At 68.8% G+C, this 16,942-nt stretch carries 15 protein-coding genes and 2 pseudogenes; 1 reads left to right on the top strand and 16 read right to left on the bottom strand.

Annotated elements, in window-relative coordinates:
* Nucleotides 1-209: 209 nt before the first annotated feature.
* From ACRXBZ_RS21775 to ACRXBZ_RS21735, 9 genes are all read right to left on the bottom strand, one after another.
* Nucleotides 210-563: a histone-like nucleoid-structuring protein Lsr2 gene (locus ACRXBZ_RS21775; RefSeq protein ID WP_433880655.1), complete on the bottom strand. Its 354-nt coding sequence runs from the start codon at nucleotides 561-563 to the stop codon at nucleotides 210-212.
* 185 nt (nucleotides 564-748) lie between these two features.
* On the bottom strand, nucleotides 749-2,203 hold the full coding sequence (gene lysS / locus ACRXBZ_RS21770) for a lysine--tRNA ligase (RefSeq protein WP_433883940.1): 1,455 nt from the start codon (nucleotides 2,201-2,203) through the stop codon (nucleotides 749-751).
* A 254-nt stretch (nucleotides 2,204-2,457) separates the two neighbouring features.
* Nucleotides 2,458-3,261, bottom strand: coding sequence for a type III pantothenate kinase (locus ACRXBZ_RS21765; protein ID WP_168586227.1), 804 nt, complete (start codon nucleotides 3,259-3,261; stop codon nucleotides 2,458-2,460).
* Between the two features lie 189 nt (nucleotides 3,262-3,450).
* Nucleotides 3,451-3,927, bottom strand: coding sequence for an aspartate 1-decarboxylase (panD, locus tag ACRXBZ_RS21760; protein WP_190819249.1), 477 nt, complete (start codon nucleotides 3,925-3,927; stop codon nucleotides 3,451-3,453).
* A 90-nt stretch (nucleotides 3,928-4,017) separates the two neighbouring features.
* Nucleotides 4,018-4,908, bottom strand: coding sequence for a pantoate--beta-alanine ligase (panC, locus tag ACRXBZ_RS21755; protein ID WP_433880654.1), 891 nt, complete (start codon nucleotides 4,906-4,908; stop codon nucleotides 4,018-4,020).
* A 136-nt stretch (nucleotides 4,909-5,044) separates the two neighbouring features.
* Nucleotides 5,045-5,944: a Rossmann-like and DUF2520 domain-containing protein gene (locus tag ACRXBZ_RS21750; RefSeq protein ID WP_433880653.1), complete on the bottom strand. Its 900-nt coding sequence runs from the start codon at nucleotides 5,942-5,944 to the stop codon at nucleotides 5,045-5,047.
* Between the two features lie 283 nt (nucleotides 5,945-6,227).
* A complete protein-coding gene (locus ACRXBZ_RS21745) occupies nucleotides 6,228-7,505 on the bottom strand; it encodes a PrsW family intramembrane metalloprotease (RefSeq protein WP_433880652.1) in 1,278 nt (425 codons plus the stop codon).
* A gap of 50 nt (nucleotides 7,506-7,555) precedes the next feature.
* Nucleotides 7,556-8,461, bottom strand: coding sequence for a DUF6779 domain-containing protein (locus ACRXBZ_RS21740; RefSeq protein WP_433880651.1), 906 nt, complete (start codon nucleotides 8,459-8,461; stop codon nucleotides 7,556-7,558).
* A 113-nt stretch (nucleotides 8,462-8,574) separates the two neighbouring features.
* On the bottom strand, nucleotides 8,575-9,063 hold the full coding sequence (locus ACRXBZ_RS21735) for a DUF3180 domain-containing protein (RefSeq protein ID WP_433880650.1): 489 nt from the start codon (nucleotides 9,061-9,063) through the stop codon (nucleotides 8,575-8,577).
* 91 nt (nucleotides 9,064-9,154) lie between these two features.
* Here ACRXBZ_RS21735 and ACRXBZ_RS21730 point away from each other — a divergent pair, with 91 nt between their 5' ends.
* Nucleotides 9,155-10,090 carry a MerR family transcriptional regulator gene (locus ACRXBZ_RS21730; protein WP_433880649.1) on the top strand — a complete coding sequence of 312 codons (936 nt, stop codon included), beginning with the start codon at nucleotides 9,155-9,157 and terminating at the stop codon, nucleotides 10,088-10,090.
* Between the two features lie 98 nt (nucleotides 10,091-10,188).
* Here the strand turns inward: ACRXBZ_RS21730 and folK are convergent, their stop codons facing one another.
* The 7 genes and pseudogenes from folK to hpt form a co-directional block, all read right to left on the bottom strand.
* Entirely contained in the window at nucleotides 10,189-10,683 is a 495-nt protein-coding gene (folK, locus tag ACRXBZ_RS21725) for a 2-amino-4-hydroxy-6-hydroxymethyldihydropteridine diphosphokinase (protein ID WP_168586220.1), read from the bottom strand.
* 130 nt (nucleotides 10,684-10,813) lie between these two features.
* A complete protein-coding gene (gene folB / locus ACRXBZ_RS21720) occupies nucleotides 10,814-11,203 on the bottom strand; it encodes a dihydroneopterin aldolase (RefSeq protein WP_433880648.1) in 390 nt (129 codons plus the stop codon).
* The gene (gene folP / locus ACRXBZ_RS21715) at nucleotides 11,196-12,047 is read right to left on the bottom strand and encodes a dihydropteroate synthase (protein WP_433880647.1); all 852 of its coding nucleotides are present in this window, start codon (nucleotides 12,045-12,047) and stop codon (nucleotides 11,196-11,198) included. Before folP ends, folB begins: the two co-directional genes overlap by 8 nt.
* Nucleotides 12,044-12,385, bottom strand: a pseudogene (gene folE / locus ACRXBZ_RS21710) (GTP cyclohydrolase I); the annotation flags it as partial. The gene folP and the pseudogene folE, both read right to left, overlap by 4 nt.
* A gap of 969 nt (nucleotides 12,386-13,354) precedes the next feature.
* Nucleotides 13,355-13,630, bottom strand: a pseudogene (locus tag ACRXBZ_RS21705) (GTP cyclohydrolase I); the annotation flags it as partial.
* Between the two features lie 79 nt (nucleotides 13,631-13,709).
* Nucleotides 13,710-16,073: an ATP-dependent zinc metalloprotease FtsH gene (ftsH, locus tag ACRXBZ_RS21700; protein WP_433880646.1), complete on the bottom strand. Its 2,364-nt coding sequence runs from the start codon at nucleotides 16,071-16,073 to the stop codon at nucleotides 13,710-13,712.
* Nucleotides 16,074-16,299: 226 nt separating this feature from the next.
* Nucleotides 16,300-16,854, bottom strand: a complete 555-nt coding sequence (gene hpt / locus ACRXBZ_RS21695) for a hypoxanthine phosphoribosyltransferase (protein ID WP_190824265.1) — start codon at nucleotides 16,852-16,854, stop codon at nucleotides 16,300-16,302.
* Between the last annotated feature and the right edge of the window lie 88 nt (nucleotides 16,855-16,942).

Here is a 16,942-nt window from a genome sequence, read left to right as displayed (position 1 = left end):
GGATTGTCCGATGTCACATCTCGGCGCCCGACCGACGCCGACCGACGCCGACCGACGCCGGGAGCATCCGGGAAAAAGGGCAACGGCGGCGACAATCGGACAGGATCTCGCGCGCTTTTCCGCCCGCTAAGCGGTGAATAGAGTTATCCGAACGCAACGAGGGGCGTTTACCGGCTGGTGAGCCCGGCAAACGCCCCTCGGCGGTTACTTCAGTTCGCCTGGTGGTACTGCTCCACGATGTCGGCGGGGATACGACCCCGGTCCGACACCTTCAGGCCGCGCTTGCGAGCCCATTCCCGAATGGCCTGGTTCTGCTCGCGATCGGCACTCGTGGAACCGCTGACGGAACGCGCCGCGGCACTCGGGCGCGGCCCCGGCTTCTTGCGGCCGCCGGCCCGACGCGCGTTGGTGACGTAGTTCGCCAGGGCATCCCGCAACTCGCCGGCATTGTCGACGGAAAGGTCGATCTGGTAGGCGACGCCGTCCAATCCGAACTCAACGGTTTCGTCGGCCTGCCCGCCGTCCAGATCGTCGACAAGAGTGACAGTGACCTTCTGCGCCATCTTCGAAGTCCTCCCCGGAGCCAAAATTGTGCAATAGCGGGACGGCGACCATCCGCCAGGAGCGCAACTCCCTTGCGAGTACGTCAATAGCCGTCACCGGAACATTCTGAGCTCAGGTTAGCGCAGTAACTGCCTTATTGCACTCACCCGGGCCAGAAAATTCACCGGTGTCCGCCCTGATCGGGTCATTCCGGGCGGACCAGCGGGAAGAGGATCGTCTCCCGGATACCCAGCCCGGTCAACGCCATCAACAACCGGTCGATACCCATTCCGACCCCACCGCTGGGTGGCATTCCGTACTCCAGCGCGCGGAGAAAGTCCTCGTCGATCGGCATGGCCTCGTCATCACCCGCGGCCGCGAGAGCGGCCTGCTCCTCGAGCCGGGCGCGTTCCACGACCGGGTCGACGAGTTCGGAGTATCCGGTGGCCAGCTCGAACCCGCGAACATACAGGTCCCATTTCTCCGCCAACCCCGGCTCGCTGCGGTGTTGCCGGGTCAACGGCGAGGTCTCCACCGGGAAGTCGCGAACGAAGGTGGGCGCGGTCAAATGATCCCCTACCAGGTGTTCCCACAGCTCCTCGACGAGCTTTCCGTGACCGTGCGCGGGATCGGTCTGCAATCCGTAGGAGTCCGCGTGCTTGCGCAACGCCTCGACCGAAGTTTCCGGAGTGATCTCCGAATCCAGCGCTTCCGACAAGGAGTCGTACATCCTGATCGACGCCCACTCGCCGGACAAGTCGTACTCGGTCCCGTCGAACCAGGTGACCGCCTGCGAACCCGCGACCGCTTCGGCCGCTTCCTGGATCAGCGACCTGGTGAGCGCGGCCATGTCGTCGTAATCCGCATAGGCCTGGTAGAACTCCAACATCGCGAACTCGGGTGAGTGGGAAGAATCACTACCCTCGTTGCGAAAGTTCCGGTTGATCTCGAAAACCTTCTCGATCCCGCCGACGACGCATCGCTTCAGATACAACTCCGGCGCGATCCGCAGGAACAAGTCCATGTCGAAGGCGTTGGAATGCGTCGTGAACGGACGCGCGGCGGCACCGCCTTGCAACGTCTGCAACATCGGGGTTTCCACCTCGACGAAACCGCGCCGATTGAACGAATCGCGCAGCGAACGCTGCATCGCGGCGCGAGTGCGCACCGTGTCGGCGGCCTGCTTGCGGACGATCAGGTCGACGTAGCGCTGCCGGACCCGCGTCTCCTCGCCGAGGTCCTTGTGCATCACCGGCAGCGGGCGCAGCGTCTTGGCCGCCAGCCGCCACTCGTCGGCCATCACGGACAGCTCGCCGCGCCGGGAGGTGATCACCTCGCCGTGCACGAAGACGTGGTCGCCGAGGTCCACGTCGCTCTTCCAGGACGCCAGGGCATCCTCGCCGATCTGTTTGAGGCTGAGCATCGCCTGCAGCTCGGTGCCGTCGCCGGCGCGCAGCGTGGCGAAGCAGAGCTTTCCGGTGTTGCGCAAGAACATCACGCGGCCCGCGACGCCGACCTGCTCGCCGGTGGCGGTGTCGGACGCCAGGTCCTGGTGGGCGGCGCGCACCTGGGACAGGCTGTGCGTGATCGGCAGGTTGACCGGGTACGGGTCGACTCCGGCGGCGAGCAGGCGCTCCCGCTTCTCCCGCCGGATCCGCATCTGTTCCGGCAGGTCGTCGACGCCGTCAGCGCTGGTTGCCGGGGAGGTGGGAAGGTCCTGGTCAGTCACGGCCTCCAAGGGTACGTTTCGCCCTCCCACCACCCGCCACCAGGAGCCCTTTCAGCAGTTGACCTGTTTCCGCTCGGCCCCGCTGCGGTGCGAGCGCTGGAACCTCGGACGCCTTCCCGGCTCTGGGCTCCCCGATTCGCGCACGACCAGTCCTCGCGGATCCCGACGAGCCGGGACCTCCGGTGTCAGCGGAAGTTCCGGTCGAAGACGAGGCGGAGGCCGAGGAGGGTCAGGTCCGGAACGTGGTGGGTGATCGTCGTCGACTCGGTCACCACCAGCGGGGCCAGGCCGCCGGTGGCGATGACAGTGGTGGGGCCGCCGTGGGTGGATTCCAGCTCCGCGACGATGCGGCGCACCAGGCCGTCGACCTGACCCGCGAAGCCGAACAGGATTCCGGACTGCAGGCACTCCACGGTGTTCTTGCCGATCACCGATCGCGGCCGGACCAACTCGACCTTGCGCAGCTGCGCGGCCCGCGAGGCCAGCGCGTCCAGCGAGATCTCGATGCCCGGGGCGAACGCGCCACCCAGGAACTCGCCCTTGGCCGAGATGACGTCGATGTTCGTGGAAGTGCCGAAGTCGACCACCGCGCAGTTGGTGGCGTGCAGGTGGTGCGCCGCCAGGGTGTTGATCACCCGGTCCGCGCCGACCTCCTTCGGGTTGTCCACCAGCAGCGGCACCCCGGTGCGCACGCCCGGCTCGACGACCACGCGCGGCACGTCACCCCAGTAGCGGCCCAGCATGACGCGGAGTTCGCGCAGCAGGGCGGGCACTGTGGACAGCGCCGCGATGCCGGTGATCTCGTCCGCGTAGTCCCCGAGCAGCCCGCGCATCGTCAGCGCCATCTCGTCGGCGGTCATCCGCGGCTCGGTACGCATCCGCCAGTCCCGCACCAGCGTGGTGGCGACGTCGGCGTCCGCGACCTCGGGCCGGTCGGCGTAGAGGCCGAGCACGATGTTGGTGTTTCCGACGTCGATGGCGAGCAGCACCGTCGTTGGTCCCTTCGGTTGTCAGCGATCACGCGGGCAGCCCCGAAGCCGCGTTATTGGACACCGGGTATCCCGTAGTCGAGAGGGCCCGTGAGTGTTTTTGGGTGCCATAGCACCCAAAAACACTCACGGGACGGTTCCCCGACCCGCATCGCCACGCAAACCGACCACGAACCCGCCCCGCAAAGCTCAGTGCTCCGGCTGTTGCAGGAGGGCGTCGAGCTTCGCGGCGTCGTCCGTCTCGGCCGTCGGGTCGGCGAGCACCGCCGCGCTGGTAAGACCCGAACCCGCCGGGGCGCTGCCCGGGTCCTCGCCCCGCTCCAGGATCCGGTTGTCCGCGTCGACGAAGATCACCTTCGGCCGCACCGAACGCGCCTCCATCTCGTCCATCACGCCGTAGGACAGCAGGATCACGATGTCGCCGGGCTCGATCAGGTGCGCGGCGGCGCCGTTGATGCCGATCACCCCCGAGCCACGCTCGCCGGTGATCACGTAGGTCTCCAGCCGCGCGCCGTTGGTGACGTCGACGATGGCGACCTGCTCGCCTTCCAGCAGGTCCGCGGCATCCATCAGGTCGGCGTCGACGGTCACCGAACCGACGTAGTGCAGATCGGCCTGGGTCACCGTGGCGCGGTGGATCTTGGACTTCAGCATGGTGCGGAACATCGCAGACCTCCTACTGCTGATACCGCGGTTTGCCGACGTATCTTGCGCGACGCCCGATCCGTCTCGACGGGCACCCGCGCGTTCGCCGCTTCACCTCTGTTCGGACACGCCGGGGCTGCCCAGCAGCACCAGCGCGTTGTCGATCAACCTCGTCGATCCGACCTTGGCCGCCACCAGCAGCCGCGCCTCACCCTCTGCCGGGACCGGGCCCAGCTCGGTGTCGCGCAGCTCCAGGTAGTCGACATCCACCGACGGCTCCGTGGCCAGCACCGCACCGGCGGCCTTGAGCGCCGCATCCGCTCCCGCCGCCGCGGCGTGCGCCGCGGCCGTCAGCGACGCGGAGAGCACCAGCGCCGCCTCGCGCTGCTCGGCGTTGAGGTAGGCGTTGCGGGAGGACAGCGCCAAGCCGTCCGCTTCCCGCACGGTGGGGATGCCCTGGATCCGGGCGTCCAGGTTCAGCTCCCGCGCCATCCGGCGGAGCAGCACGAGCTGCTGGTAGTCCTTCTCGCCGAAGAACGCCAGGTCCGGCCGCACGATGTTGAGCAGCTTCAGGACCACGGTGAGCATCCCGTCGAAGTGCCCCTGCCTGGAGGCGCCCTCCAGCTGCACGCCCAGCGGTCCGGAGTGGACGGTGATCTGCGGATCGGGGCCGTACATCGTGTCGACCGACGGCGCGAAGACCAGCTCCACCCCGGCTGCCCGGCACGCTTCCAGATCGGCCTCGAAGGTGCGCGGGTAGCGGTCGAAGTCCTCGTTCGGCCCGAACTGCAGCGGGTTCACGAAGATCGACACGACGGTGACGGCGTTGATGTCCCGGGCCCGGCGGATCAGCTCCAGGTGGCCGCGGTGCAGCGCGCCCATCGTCGGCACCAGGTGGATCCGGCGGCCGGTGGCCCGCAGGGCGCGGGTGACCCTGGCCAGTTCGGTGGGCTCGCGGTGCACGGTCAGCTCGCCCCGCGTGAAACCCGGGCTTTCGCTCATGACCGGTCCGCCTCTCCGCGATTTGCAGTGGTGGTTGCGTCCAGCCCGAACCTCGCGTTTCGTGGTTTCTTGTGGCTGGCTTGCGTCACGGTCCCCTTGGGTGCGGTTGAGGAGGACCTTGGTTGCACAGGGCTGCTCATGACGGCTCCTCGTCCAGCGCTTCGCGGACCGCCGCGGCCCCGTCCGCACGCAGGATCCCGGCCTGCTCGGCTCGCTCCGCGGTCCGCTTCGCCAGCTCGCGGTAGCTGGCCACGGTTTCGGGGTTCTCCCCGCTCAGCGCGGCCAGGTGCGCGCGGACCGTGCCCGCGTCGCCGCGCATCACCGGACCGGTGATAGCGCGGTCTCCGAGGCGCAGCGCATTGTCCAGCGAGGCGGATAGGATCGGTGCCATGACCCGGTCGGGGATTTCGATGCCCGCGCCGCGCAGCAGTTCGGCGCACTCGTTGACCAGGGTGATCAGGTGGTTGGCGCCGTGGGTGAGCGCGGCGTGGTAGAGGCGGCGCGACTCCGCCGGCACCCGCACCGGCTCCATCCCGAGCTCCAGCGCCAGCGCCTCCGCGACGTGCCAACCCGCGTCGTCCACACCGGACGCCGTGACGGCCATGCAGGCGTTGGCGAGGCGTTCGACGTCTTCCGCGCGGCCGGTGAAGGTCATGGCTGGGTGCAGCGCCATGGTCAGCACGCCGACGTCGGCGGCCGGGGCGAGGACGTCCACGCCGTGCGCGCCGCAGGTGTGCGCGAGGATCTGCCCGGCGCGCAGGGATTCGGTGGCGACCAGACCGCGGGCCAGCCCGGCGATCGCGTCGTCCGGCACCGCCAGCAGCACCAGGTCGGCCTGCAGGGCCACCTCGTCGGGCGGCAGCACGGCGACCCCGGGGAGCAGTTCCCCGGCCCGGCGCAGCGATGCCTCGGAGACCGCGGAGACCGCGACGACCTGGTGACCCGCGCGTTGCAGCGCCGCGCCCAGGACGGCACCGACCCGGCCGGCCGAGATGACTCCGACCCGCAGCCGAGGGCCCGTGCGACCAGCAGCCATTACCACCTCGTCCTCCCCTACCGTTCCAGTCCCAACCACCGGGTACCAGACAGCAGCGCGAGACTAGCCCGCCGATCCCGCCACCGTGCCCCCCAGGTGGCGAGAACCACGCAATCCAGGTCCTGACACACCCCTGGGTCCGCAATTTCCATTGAAATCGAAGATCCAATTTCCATTGAAATCGCACGGAGTTGTCCACATCCTCCGGCGTGTCGTGGCCCGACACGCCGGAGGACCGCGATTTCAATGGAAATCGAAGGTCCGATTTCCATTGAAATCGCGGTCAGTCCCGGGAGCGTTGGATCGGCGGCCTCGGGTTCCTGGGGCCTGGCGGGCGCCGGAGGTTGTGCTTGGTCAGCTCCGTGAGCTTGATGCGGGCCGTCTGGATCGCCTGGTGGGTGCCCGCCGCCGACCGCCGCGCCTGCTTCAGGTCCTCGATCAACTTCTCGCGACGAGCCCGGCGCGCCGCGCTGGTGGTCTGCCCCTGCGCGGCCCGGTGCTGCAGGAACGCCAGCTCGGTGACCGCGATCTGGTAGTCCCGCACCGCCTTCGCCGCCTCGTTCCCGGCGCTGCGCCGCACCTTGCGCAGCCAGCCGCGCCGACCCGCGAGCGTCGCGAGCATCTCCATCTCGCTGCGCACGATCAACCCGGCCCGCTCCAGCACCGGCAGCTGCTGGATGACGATCCGCTGCTCCCGCTTGCGCTGCCACACCACCAGCCAGAAGGTGCCCAGGAAGATCGGCACCATGATCAGGAAGTAGACGTTCAGGAACTCCGTGCCGCCGAGCAGCGTCGACGTGTTCCACACCGCGTGCAGCAGCACCGCGCCGGCGAACCCGACCAGCAGGTACAGCAGCCGCAGCCGCTTGCTGTCGGTCCGCGAGGCCAACCCGGCGCCGATGCCGAACATCGAGCTGAACAGCGGGTGCGAGAACGGCGCGAGCACCCCGCGCAGGATGAACACCGCCACGACACCGCCGCCTACGCTGCCCAGCCCGCCGGCGGCGAAAGCCTTGCCGAAGTACAGGATGTTTTCGGTGAAGGCGAAGCCCGCCGCGGTCAGCGACGCGTAGACGATGCCGTCGACCAGCCCGTTGAACTCCGACCGGCGGCGGAACCACAGCGCCACGACGAACAGCGCCTTCGCCGCCTCCTCCACCAGCGGGCCCGCCACCGCCGTGAGGAAAAACCGGTTGTCCGGGCCGAACAGGACGTTGCCGAGGTCGGTGATGGCGTCGTTGAGCAGCAGCGAACACGCGGTCGCCCCGCCAGCGCCCCACAGGAACGCGCCGAGCAGCAGCATCGGCGGTTCCGGCTCCCAGCGGTCGATCCAGATGATCGCGGCGAACACCACGCCCACCGGCAGCAGGGCGGCCACCGCCCCGACCAGCGCCGGCGCCACCCCGACCTTCGAGGTGGTGACGCCGACCATCACCAACCCGCAGATTCCGAGCACGATCAGGCCGGCGACGGGCCATCCGACGGCGTGGTGCTTGCGGCTCTGGAGCCTGCGCGCGCCGGACAGATCGGCGGGCTGTCTGTGGAGATCAGGACTCGACACGGACAAAACCCTAGATAACGGCTCGGACCGGTGCCCGGATAGTCACCTTCTCAGGCGCGTCGGCGGCGTCGGCGTTGCGCATCGGAGGTACCCCCGTACGCGGCTAGCAAGTCGTTCACCGAGGTCCCCTCGGCGTGCGCGCCCGCCGGATCGGGCTCCGGCAGCGGGGCGACCGGTTCGGGCTTGGCCTTCGACGGCGCCGACGGCTCGGCGCGACGTGGCGCCTCCGCGCGCTCGTAGTGCGCCTTGTCCGGCCGCTTGTCCGGGCGCTTGGCCGCGGCGGGGCGGGCCGGGTGCACCTGGGCCGGCTGCACTTGGGCCGGCTGCGGCTTGGGCCGCTGCCGCTGCTTGGGCCGGCGCTCCGGCTGCTCCCCGGACAACCTGGTGATCAGCTCGGTGTTGGGCTGGGCACCGTTGGAAGGCGTTGGTGCGGCGGGAAGTTCGCGCGCCGGCGGCGGCACGAGCTGGCCCTCCACCTTGCCGCGGTCGGGCAGCGAGCGGACCCGGGTGGATTCGGCGCGCAGCGCGACCCGCTCGAACAGCACGTCGCCGCCGAGCACCTTCTCCAGGCTCTCGCGCAGTCGGCGCAGCTCCGCCTGCAGCGCCTGCATCTCGCTCTCGGACTCCTCGGCGGCCTTGCGCCGCGCCTCGGCCTCGGCCTCCAGCTCGAACTCCCTGCGGGCCGCGATCTCCCGCTCCAGTTCGAGCTCGTAGATGCGCTGGCTGTCCGCCGCATGCTGCTCGCCCTCCACCATGCGGTTGCGCAACTTGGCGACCGCGAAGGCCCCGGTCAGCGCCGACCACAGCGCGGCGACGAGCCCGAGGCGCAGCAGGCGGGCGTCGTTGGTGAGCACGAGGACCGCCGTGGCGGCCGCGGCGAGCACTAGCACGAGCACCCACAAGGCTGTCGATCGCGCCCTGCGGGATCCGGATTCGGTGCTGCCGCGTTCGGACATAGCCACCACGGTACCGGGCGGTTATCAAGTCGAGACCTCAAGGGAAGAGACCGGTCTCCACTTTGGTCGGTGTGGCGCAGCGCACCGCCGACCGAACGGCCGAACGACTCGGCTCATTCCTCGTCGTCGTAAGGCTCTTCCGGCTCGTCCGGATTGCGCAGGCAGCTCTCCAGCCAGAGCCCGGCCGCGATCAACGCGCCCGCGCTGATCGCCCCGATCATCGCGGCGAAGGTGTCCGCCCGGGCGGCCTCGACGGTGCCGAGCCGCGGCAGCAGGAAGGCGATCAGCCCCACCCACGCACCGGCCATGATCGCGCCAGCCAGCGACGACGCCTTGGCCAACGCGACCGCGCGCGCGGCGGTCAGCCCGTCGACCGGTTCGGTGCCCGGCTTGCGCTTGACCCGCGGCCGCATGTTCAACGCCAGGAGCAGGTCGATGAGCGCGATCACCAGCAGCGTCGCCCCGGCCAGCAGCGGCAGCGGCGGCAGCTCGCCGTACACCAGCCTGGCGAGCACGTAGACCACGACGGCCGCGGCCAAGCCGCCCACGATGAGCTGCCGGGGCTTGGTGAAGGTCAGGTGCTCTGCGTGTCGTGGTGCCACGGTCCCAGCATGGCACCTCACCCCACCCGGACCATCCGCGGGCGAAAATGCCCTTGAGTCTCCACCGACTGGAGGGTCGAAGGTGAATCTCGTGGACGACACCGTGCTCTACACGATCGGCGAGCTGGCCCGGCGAACCGGGCTGAGCGTTAAGACGATCCGGTTCTACTCCGACAGCGGCGTGGTGCCGCCCACCGACCGAACCGCAGCCGGCTACCGACGCTACGACGTGACGGCCATCAGCCGGCTGGAACTGGTGCGCACCCTGCGCGAGCTGGGCGCCGGGCTGGACGAGGTGCAACGGTTCCTCGCCAACGAGACCACGCTCTCGAAGCTGGCCAAGACGCACCTGGAGCTGCTGGAGGAGCAGATCCGCGTGCTGCAGACCCGGCGTGCGGTGCTGCGGGCGGTCGTGAAGCTCGACCGATCGACCGAGGAGGTACGACTCATGCACAAGCTGGCGCAGATGTCCGACGAGGAGCGCAACCGGCTGATCGATGAGTTCTGGGACGAGGTCAGCGGGGACGACCTCAACATCACCCCGGGATTCACGGAATGGCTGCGCCAGGCCAAACCGAACCTGCCCGCCGACCCGACGGCCGAGCAGCTGGAGGCCTGGATCGAGCTGGCCGAACTGGTGCGGGAACCCGACTTCCGGTGCGCCGTCCGGGCGCTGTATCAGGAGCACTCCGACCGCCGCGACGCCGGCGAAACGCTGGTGGCGGACCAGGAAGAAGCGCAGAAATGGTGGGCGGTCACCGACGAGGCGCGGGTGCTCGTCGAGTCGGGGACGCCACCGGAGGGCGCCGAGGCGCAGGCCCTGGCCACGCGGATGATGGTGCTGTGGGGCCGGGCCGACACCGCGGAGTCCCGCCGCGAGCTCGCGGAGGACTACGAGAACCGCACCGACGAGCGGATGTCGCGCTACTGGGAACTGCTGGCGACCATCAACAACTGGCCGAAGCACCCGGTCACGGCGGCCACCGCCCGATGGCTGGCCGCCGCCCTCCGCGTGTCGAACGATTAAGCGGCGCATCACCCGGGCCGGGCGCAATTTCTCGCGAAATCACGCCCTGCCCGGGTGACGCGCAAATCGCGCGCCACCAGAAATTCCTCAGTGGACGATCAGCGAAGCGCCAGGTCCGCGCGGAGGTGGACGTCGTCGACCTCGTTGCGGGGCAAGGCTTCCAGGAGGTCCGCGACGCGGCCGTGGCCGGGCAGTTCGGCGTTCGGGTCGATCGCCAGCCACGGGATCAGCACGGTGGCGCGGCTCGGCGTGCCGGGGTGCGGCAGCAGCAGCTCGGGGTCCTCGCTGCGGACACCGTCCACAGTGACCACATCGACGTCCAAAGTCCTAGGGCCCCAACGCTGTTCGCGGCGGCGTTCCGCCTGCTGCTCCAGCGCCTGGCCCCGGCGCAACCAGCCCCACTCGTCGAGCTCCGGTGATTCCACGATGAGCACCGCGTTGAGGAAGTCCGGCTGGTCGGTGACCCCCCACGGCGCAGTCTCGTACACCGGGGACGCCGCGACCAGCACGTCCGAGACGCCTTCGACGGCGAGCCGGAGGTACGCCAGCCTGTCCCCGAGGTTCGACCCGAGCGAAAGCACCGCCCTGCTCATCGCAGCCTCCCGATATCGCGCACCCTTTGCTGAAAAAGACCCGTGAGTGCTTTTCGGCGCTATAGCACCCAAAAGTACTCACGGCACCTGACCTGCGGAAACCCGACGGCACGGCTCACGCCGGCACGGCTCACGCCGGGACGACGTTGCCGCGACCGCCGCGGCGGGAGCGGCGGATGGTCACCGCCACGTCCGCGAAGGTCAGCGGGATCGGCGCGCTCGGCTTGTGGATGGTGACCTCTGCGGCGTGCACCCGCTCGTCGGACATGATGTCGTCCGCGATCTCGCCGGCCACCGCCTCGATCAGGTCCTTCGGCGGCCCGGCGACGATCGCCGCGGCCCGCTCGGCCAGCTCGCCGTAGTGCAGCGTCTTCGCCAGGTCGTCGCTCGTGGCGGCGTCCCCGAGGTCGATCCAAACCGTGATGTCGACGAAGAATTCCTGCCCGTCGCGCTTCTCGTGGTCGAAGACGCCGTGGTTGCCGCGCACCTTCAGGCCGGTCAACGTGATCCGGTCAGCCACCGAGTTCTCCTCCATTGCGCCACGCGGCGGTCACCGCGACCGCGTCCAAGGATTGCCGGACGTCATGCACCCGCACGCCCCAGGCCCCGCGATCCGCCGCCAGCGCCGACACCACGGCCGTCGCCGTCTCCCGCCCGGCGGGCGGTCGGGGCTTGCCGTCGGCGTCGGCCAGCAGCCGCCCGAGGAACCGCTTGCGCGAGGCCCCGACCAGCACCGGGAAACCCAGGTCCACGAAGACGTCGAGCCGCTGCAGCAGCTGCCAGTCGTGCGACCCGCTCTTGGCGAACCCGAGCCCCGGGTCCAGCACGATCGCGTCCTCGGCCACGCCGGCGGTCAGCGCCGTGTCGACCTGCTGCAGCAGCTCATCGCGCACCTCCGCGACGACGTCCTGGTACACCGCGAGGCTGTTCATGTCCTTGCTGTGGCCACGCCAGTGCATCAGCACCCACGGCAGCCCGGTGTCCGCCGCGACGTGCACCATGTCCGGGTCGGCCAGGCCGCCCGAGATGTCGTTGATCATCACCGCGCCGGCCTCTGCGGTCACCGCCGCGACCTTGGCGCGGGTGGTGTCCACGCTCACCGGAACACCGGCGGCGACCAGCTCGCGCACAACCGGCAGCACGCGCTCGATCTCGGTGGCGGCGTCGACGCGTTCCGAGCCGGGCCGGGTCGACTCACCGCCCACGTCGATGATGTCCGCGCCCAGCCGGCGCATCTCGATGCCGTGCGCGACGGCCGCGGCCCGGTCCAGGTAGCGCCCGCCGTCGGAGAACGAATCCGGGGTCACGTTGAGCACGCCCATCACCGCGCAGCGCGGCGGGTGCGGCAACAGCGAATGCATCATCGACCCCTGATCAGCGACAACGCCTCGGAGCGCGAGGAAGCCGAGCTGCGGAACTGACCGCGCACCGCGGAGGTCGTGGTCGTCGAACCGGCCTTGCGAACCCCGCGCATGCCCATGCACAGGTGCTCGGCGTCGATCACCACGATCACCCCGCGAGGCTCCAACCGGCGCACCAACGCATCGGCGACCTGCGAGGTCAACCGCTCCTGAACCTGCGGGCGCTTGGCGTAGAGATCGACGAGCCTGGCCAGCTTGGACAGCCCGGTCACCCGGCCCAGTTCATTAGGAATATATCCAACGTGAGCAACTCCATGAAATGGCAAAAGATGATGCTCACAATTATGAGTCAAATGTCCATTAATTAGAAACGTCGGATGCGGATCGCATTTATAACTATAAACCGTGTACGGCTTCGCACCGGTTGCCTCCAGGTGCCGGACCGACACGACCTTGACCCACTGCGACTCGATCAGGTCGGTCCGATGCGATTCCTGGCTGAAGCCGTGTCGCAAGAACCAGTCATCGGCGATCCACAGCCGGGTGATCGCGGGAATCTTCGACGTGAACCGTGCGCCGATCACCTGGGCAACGTCTTCCAGGAAGCCAGCGTTCATGCTCGCGATCGTCCGACCTCGACTGGTCTTGGACCGGAACCCGTCCCCGTCGGCATAGGCATCCAGGAAACCGCGGAACGCGATCTCGTTCGACATCACGACTCGCGGGAACCGCTGCCGCTGATGGTGCGCGTCCCCTCCGACGTACTGGCGCACCAGGTCCGCCAGGTAGGAAGAAACGACTCGCACGCGGAAGCCTTCGACCTGGCGTTGCAGGTGACCGGACGGCCGCTCGATTTCCTCGATCTCGGCATCGACGCCGAAGGCCTGGTCGAGCGCGTAGGCGAACTTCTTCGCGAAGTCGCGATCGTTCACCACCAACGACACGTACCGGTCGCCGACCGTGCCGTCCGAGCAAAGGGCTCCCAGCGCGTAACCGAATTCGTAACCGATGTTCGGTTGCCAGCGCTGGCGACACAGCTTCTGCTGCGGCGTCCACTCGATGTAAGTACCGGCCACATCCTTGGCTTCCTGCCATCCCTGCGGCGTTGCCAGCGGGTGGTCAGGAGTGACCTGGAATCGGCCCTGCTCTGTGACGACCTCGACGAGTTCGCGCTTCTGGTGCGAACTGACCTCGACGACCTCGGTCTGCTCTACCTTGCCGTCGACGAGGGTCCAGAAACGATCCCCGATCCGGACATCCCGAGCGGGCTTCGCACCATCAACCAGGTTGACGGTCTGCTTGCTCGGCACGCACTGGGAGTACACCGGGATGTCGCGAACCAGGACGAGTTCCTCGTGTGCCTCGTCGAAGGTCTTGTCCAGGACCTCGTCGGGGTTCGTGTACAGCCCCGCGAACAGCTCGCGGTAGGCGCGGGCGACGCGGGCCGGGGTGTCCCGCAGGCCCTCCCGGTCCGGGTCCTCACCGGCCGCGAGCAGCAGCTCCCGGACGGCCGCCTCGGCGCGGGCCTGGTCGAACTGGGGAATGTGGAAAGAGCCGTCGGGACGGGAGTCGCCCCCCGCCCCGATCGGCTCGTCGACCGTGCTGGTCAATTTGTCTTTCCTCCACCGGCTGAGGCGCCCGGAGGCACCGAGTGCACCGGAGTGGTCAGCGGCTGGAGTTGCCGCTGCCGTTGTCCTGAGCCGAGTCCTGGCTCGTCTCGGGGTTGGGCCGCGGGGCTTCCTCCGCCTTCGGCTCGCCCTGCTGCGGTGCCGGGTGCTCGGCCGGAGCCTGCTGCCCGCGCTCCCAGGACGGAGTCCAGTTGTACTGGCCGCCGCCCCCACCGGGGTAGCTCGAACCGGACGGGTTGGTCGCCGGGGTCCACCCGGGCGGCGCGCCGTAGTTCGGCGGAACCGCCTGCGGCGCCTGGCCGTGCTGGCCCGACTGCTGCTCCTGGCTCGGGTTCTGGAACTGCACCGTGCCCTGGTGCGCACCCGCACCGGCACCGGCCGGGGTCGGCTGCTCGTGGTGCGGCGGAGCACCGTTCTGGTTGCCCGCTGCACCCGCCGGAGACGGCGTCGGCTCCTCCTTGACCGGGGGCCACGGCTCACCGCGCTCCTTGGCCAGCTCGCCGGGGGTCTTGACCGGCGGCTTGTCCGACGGCGTGCGACCGGCGAAGTCGTTGAACGCGGTGATCCGGGGGCGCTTCTGCACTCGGGAGAAGATGCGCTCCAGGTCCTTGCGGACCAGCGTCTCCTTGTCGATGAGCTCCAGCACGAGGTCGTCGAGCACGTCGCGGTAGGTGTTGAGCACCTCCCAGGCCTCGGTGTGCGCGGCCTCGATCAGCCGGCGCACCTCCTCGTCGATCTCGTGCGCGACCTCCAGCGAGTAGTTCGGCTGCTGACCGGCGGTGCGGCCAAGGAAGGGGTCGCCCTCTTCCTTGCCGTACTTGACCGCGCCCAGCCGGGCGGTCATGCCGTACTCGGTGACCATCGCGCGGGCGATCTTGGTGGCCTGCTCGATGTCGCTGGACGCACCCGTGGTCGGCTCGTGGAAGACCAGCTCCTCGGCGGAGCGGCCACCGAGCGCGAACACCAGGCGGGCGATCATCTCCGAGCGGGTCATCATGTCCTTGTCGTCCTCGGGGACGACGAGGGCGTGCCCGCCGGTGCGACCGCGCGGCAAGATCGTCAGCTTGTACACCGGCTCGAGGTCGGGCATCGCCCAGGCGGCCAGGGCGTGCCCACCCTCGTGGTAGGCGGTGATCTTCTTGTCCCGCTCCGAAATGATCTTGCTCTTCCGGCGCGGGCCGCCGATCACGCGGTCGACCGCTTCCTCCAGCGCGGCGGCCGTGATCAACTGGCCGTTCTCCCGCGCGGTGAGCAGGGCAGCCTCGTTGACCACGTTCTCCAGGTCGGCACCGGAGAACCCGACGGTGCGCTTGGCCAGGCTGTCCAGGTCGGCGTCCTGCGCCAACGGCTTGCCCTTGGAGTGCACGTTCAGGATCGCGCGGCGACCGCGCAGGTCCGGCGCGGACACCGGGATCTGCCGGTCGAAGCGGCCCGGGCGCAGCAGCGCCGGGTCCAGGATGTCCGGCCGGTTCGTCGCGGCGATCAGGATGATGCCGCCGCGCGAGTCGAAGCCGTCCATCTCGACGAGCAGCTGGTTGAGGGTCTGCTCCCGCTCGTCGTGCCCACCGCCGAGGCCGGCACCGCGCTGGCGGCCGACCGCGTCGATCTCGTCGACGAAGATGATGCACGGCGCGTTCTGCTTGGCCTGTTCGAACAGGTCGCGGACGCGGGAGGCACCGACACCGACGAACATCTCGACGAAGTCGGAACCGGAGATCGAATAGAACGGCACGCCGGCCTCACCGGCGACGGCTCGGGCGAGCAGCGTCTTACCGGTGCCGGGCGGGCCATAGAGCAGGACGCCCTTCGGGATCTTGGCACCGAGGGCCTGGTAGCGGCCGGGGTTCTGCAGGAAATCCTTGATCTCGTGCAGTTCCTCGACGGCCTCGTCGGCACCCGCGACGTCCGAGAACATCGTCTTGGGCATGTCCTTGGTGAGCTGCTTGGCCTTGGACTTGCCGAAGTTCAGGACGCGGTTGCCGCCGCCCTGGACGTTGTTCATCATCCACATCAGCAGCAGCACGAGCAGGCCGATCGGGACGAGGTAGAACAGCATCTGCACCCAGAACGAGTCCTGGGTGACCTTGGTGTTCCACGTCGGCACGTGCGCATTGCGGATCTCGGCGACCACCTGGTCGGTGGCACCGGCCGGGTACTGCGCGATCAGCTGTTCGCTGCCTTGGAAGCCTTGGCCGGGGTTGAGGGTCAGCCGAACCCGCTGCTCCTTGTCCTCGATGGTCGCTTCCTTGACCTTGCCCTGGGCGATCTGTTCCAGGGCCTGCGAGGTGGAGACCTCGCGGTAGGAGCGAGTCTCGTCAAAGAGCACGCTGAACGCGTAGATCAGCAGAAACGCTGTCAGGATCCACAGCAGCGGGTTGCGGAGCAGGCGCTTTCGGTCCATTCACTTGCGGCCGTCGGGCGGCCTCGACCCTCCCTGACTGTCACTTCGGGCAACGGCTGTTGGTAGACACACTTCGTCATTGCCGTCAACCCCTTCAGACCAGCGTACCGGCCGATGCGAGGGCACGACCATGCCGAGCTGACGCAGGACGCCCAGCGTACTCGGCCACCGGGGCGCATTGGGCCGGGAGGGCCGAACCGGACACGCCTGCCCGGCCGCTCCCGGCTCACACGCCGGACGTGTAGACCTTCGGATCGAGCGTGCCGATGTAAGGCAGATCACGATAGCGCTCGGCGTAGTCCAGCCCGTACCCGACCACGAACTCGTTCGGGATGTCGAAGCCCACGTACTTCACCGGGACATCCACCTGCACCGCGTCGGGCTTGCGCAGCAGGGTGCACACCTCCAGCGAGGCGGGGTTGCGCGAGCTCAGGTTCTTCAACAGCCAGGACAGCGTCAGCCCGGAGTCGATGATGTCCTCGACGATCAGCACGTCCCGGTTGGCGATGTCCCGGTCGAGGTCCTTGAGGATGCGCACCACGCCGGACGAAGAGGTGGACGAGCCGTAGGAGCTGACCGCCATGAACTCCAGCTGGGCCGGCTGGGGCAGCGCCCGCGCGAAGTCGGTCATGAACATGACCGCGCCCTTGAGCACGCCGACCAGCAGCAGATCACCACCCGCGTCCTGGTAGTCCTCGTCTACCTGCTTTGCCAGCTCGGTGACCTTGTCGTTGATCTGCTGCTCGGTGATGAGCACAGAAGCGATGTCGCCGTCGTACACGGCCCGGCTTCCCCTCTTGTCGAATCGACGGGACACCGGTTCCCGGCGCTGGCAACCCAGCCGCCCGAACCGAAAGCCTCGGCGTCCC

Origin of the sequence: Saccharopolyspora hattusasensis, assembly GCF_050972075.1 — a bacterium.
GTDB lineage: Bacteria > Actinomycetota > Actinomycetes > Mycobacteriales > Pseudonocardiaceae > Saccharopolyspora > Saccharopolyspora hattusasensis.
The sequence above is the reverse complement of the archived record's forward strand: the minus strand, read 5'-3'. Positions and strand labels throughout refer to the sequence as shown.

What these genes read in the sequence shown, in the direction of transcription:
- ACRXBZ_RS21775 (WP_433880655.1), bottom strand. Translation starts at nt 563, where the DNA reads ATGGCGCAGAAGGTCACTGTCACTCTTGTCGACGATCTGGACGGCGGG.
- ftsH (WP_433880646.1), bottom strand. Translation starts at nt 16,073, where the DNA reads ATGGACCGAAAGCGCCTGCTCCGCAACCCGCTGCTGTGGATCCTGACA.
- ACRXBZ_RS21750 (WP_433880653.1), bottom strand. Translation starts at nt 5,944, where the DNA reads ATGGCTGCTGGTCGCACGGGCCCTCGGCTGCGGGTCGGAGTCATCTCG.
- lysS (WP_433883940.1), bottom strand. Translation starts at nt 2,203, where the DNA reads ATGCGGATCCGGCGGGAGAAGCGGGAGCGCCTGCTCGCCGCCGGAGTC.
- folP (WP_433880647.1), bottom strand. Translation starts at nt 12,047, where the DNA reads ATGATGCATTCGCTGTTGCCGCACCCGCCGCGCTGCGCGGTGATGGGC.
- ACRXBZ_RS21740 (WP_433880651.1), bottom strand. Translation starts at nt 8,461, where the DNA reads ATGTCCGAACGCGGCAGCACCGAATCCGGATCCCGCAGGGCGCGATCG.
- folK (WP_168586220.1), bottom strand. Translation starts at nt 10,683, where the DNA reads ATGAGCAGGGCGGTGCTTTCGCTCGGGTCGAACCTCGGGGACAGGCTG.
- panD (WP_190819249.1), bottom strand. Translation starts at nt 3,927, where the DNA reads ATGTTCCGCACCATGCTGAAGTCCAAGATCCACCGCGCCACGGTGACC.
- panC (WP_433880654.1), bottom strand. Translation starts at nt 4,908, where the DNA reads ATGAGCGAAAGCCCGGGTTTCACGCGGGGCGAGCTGACCGTGCACCGC.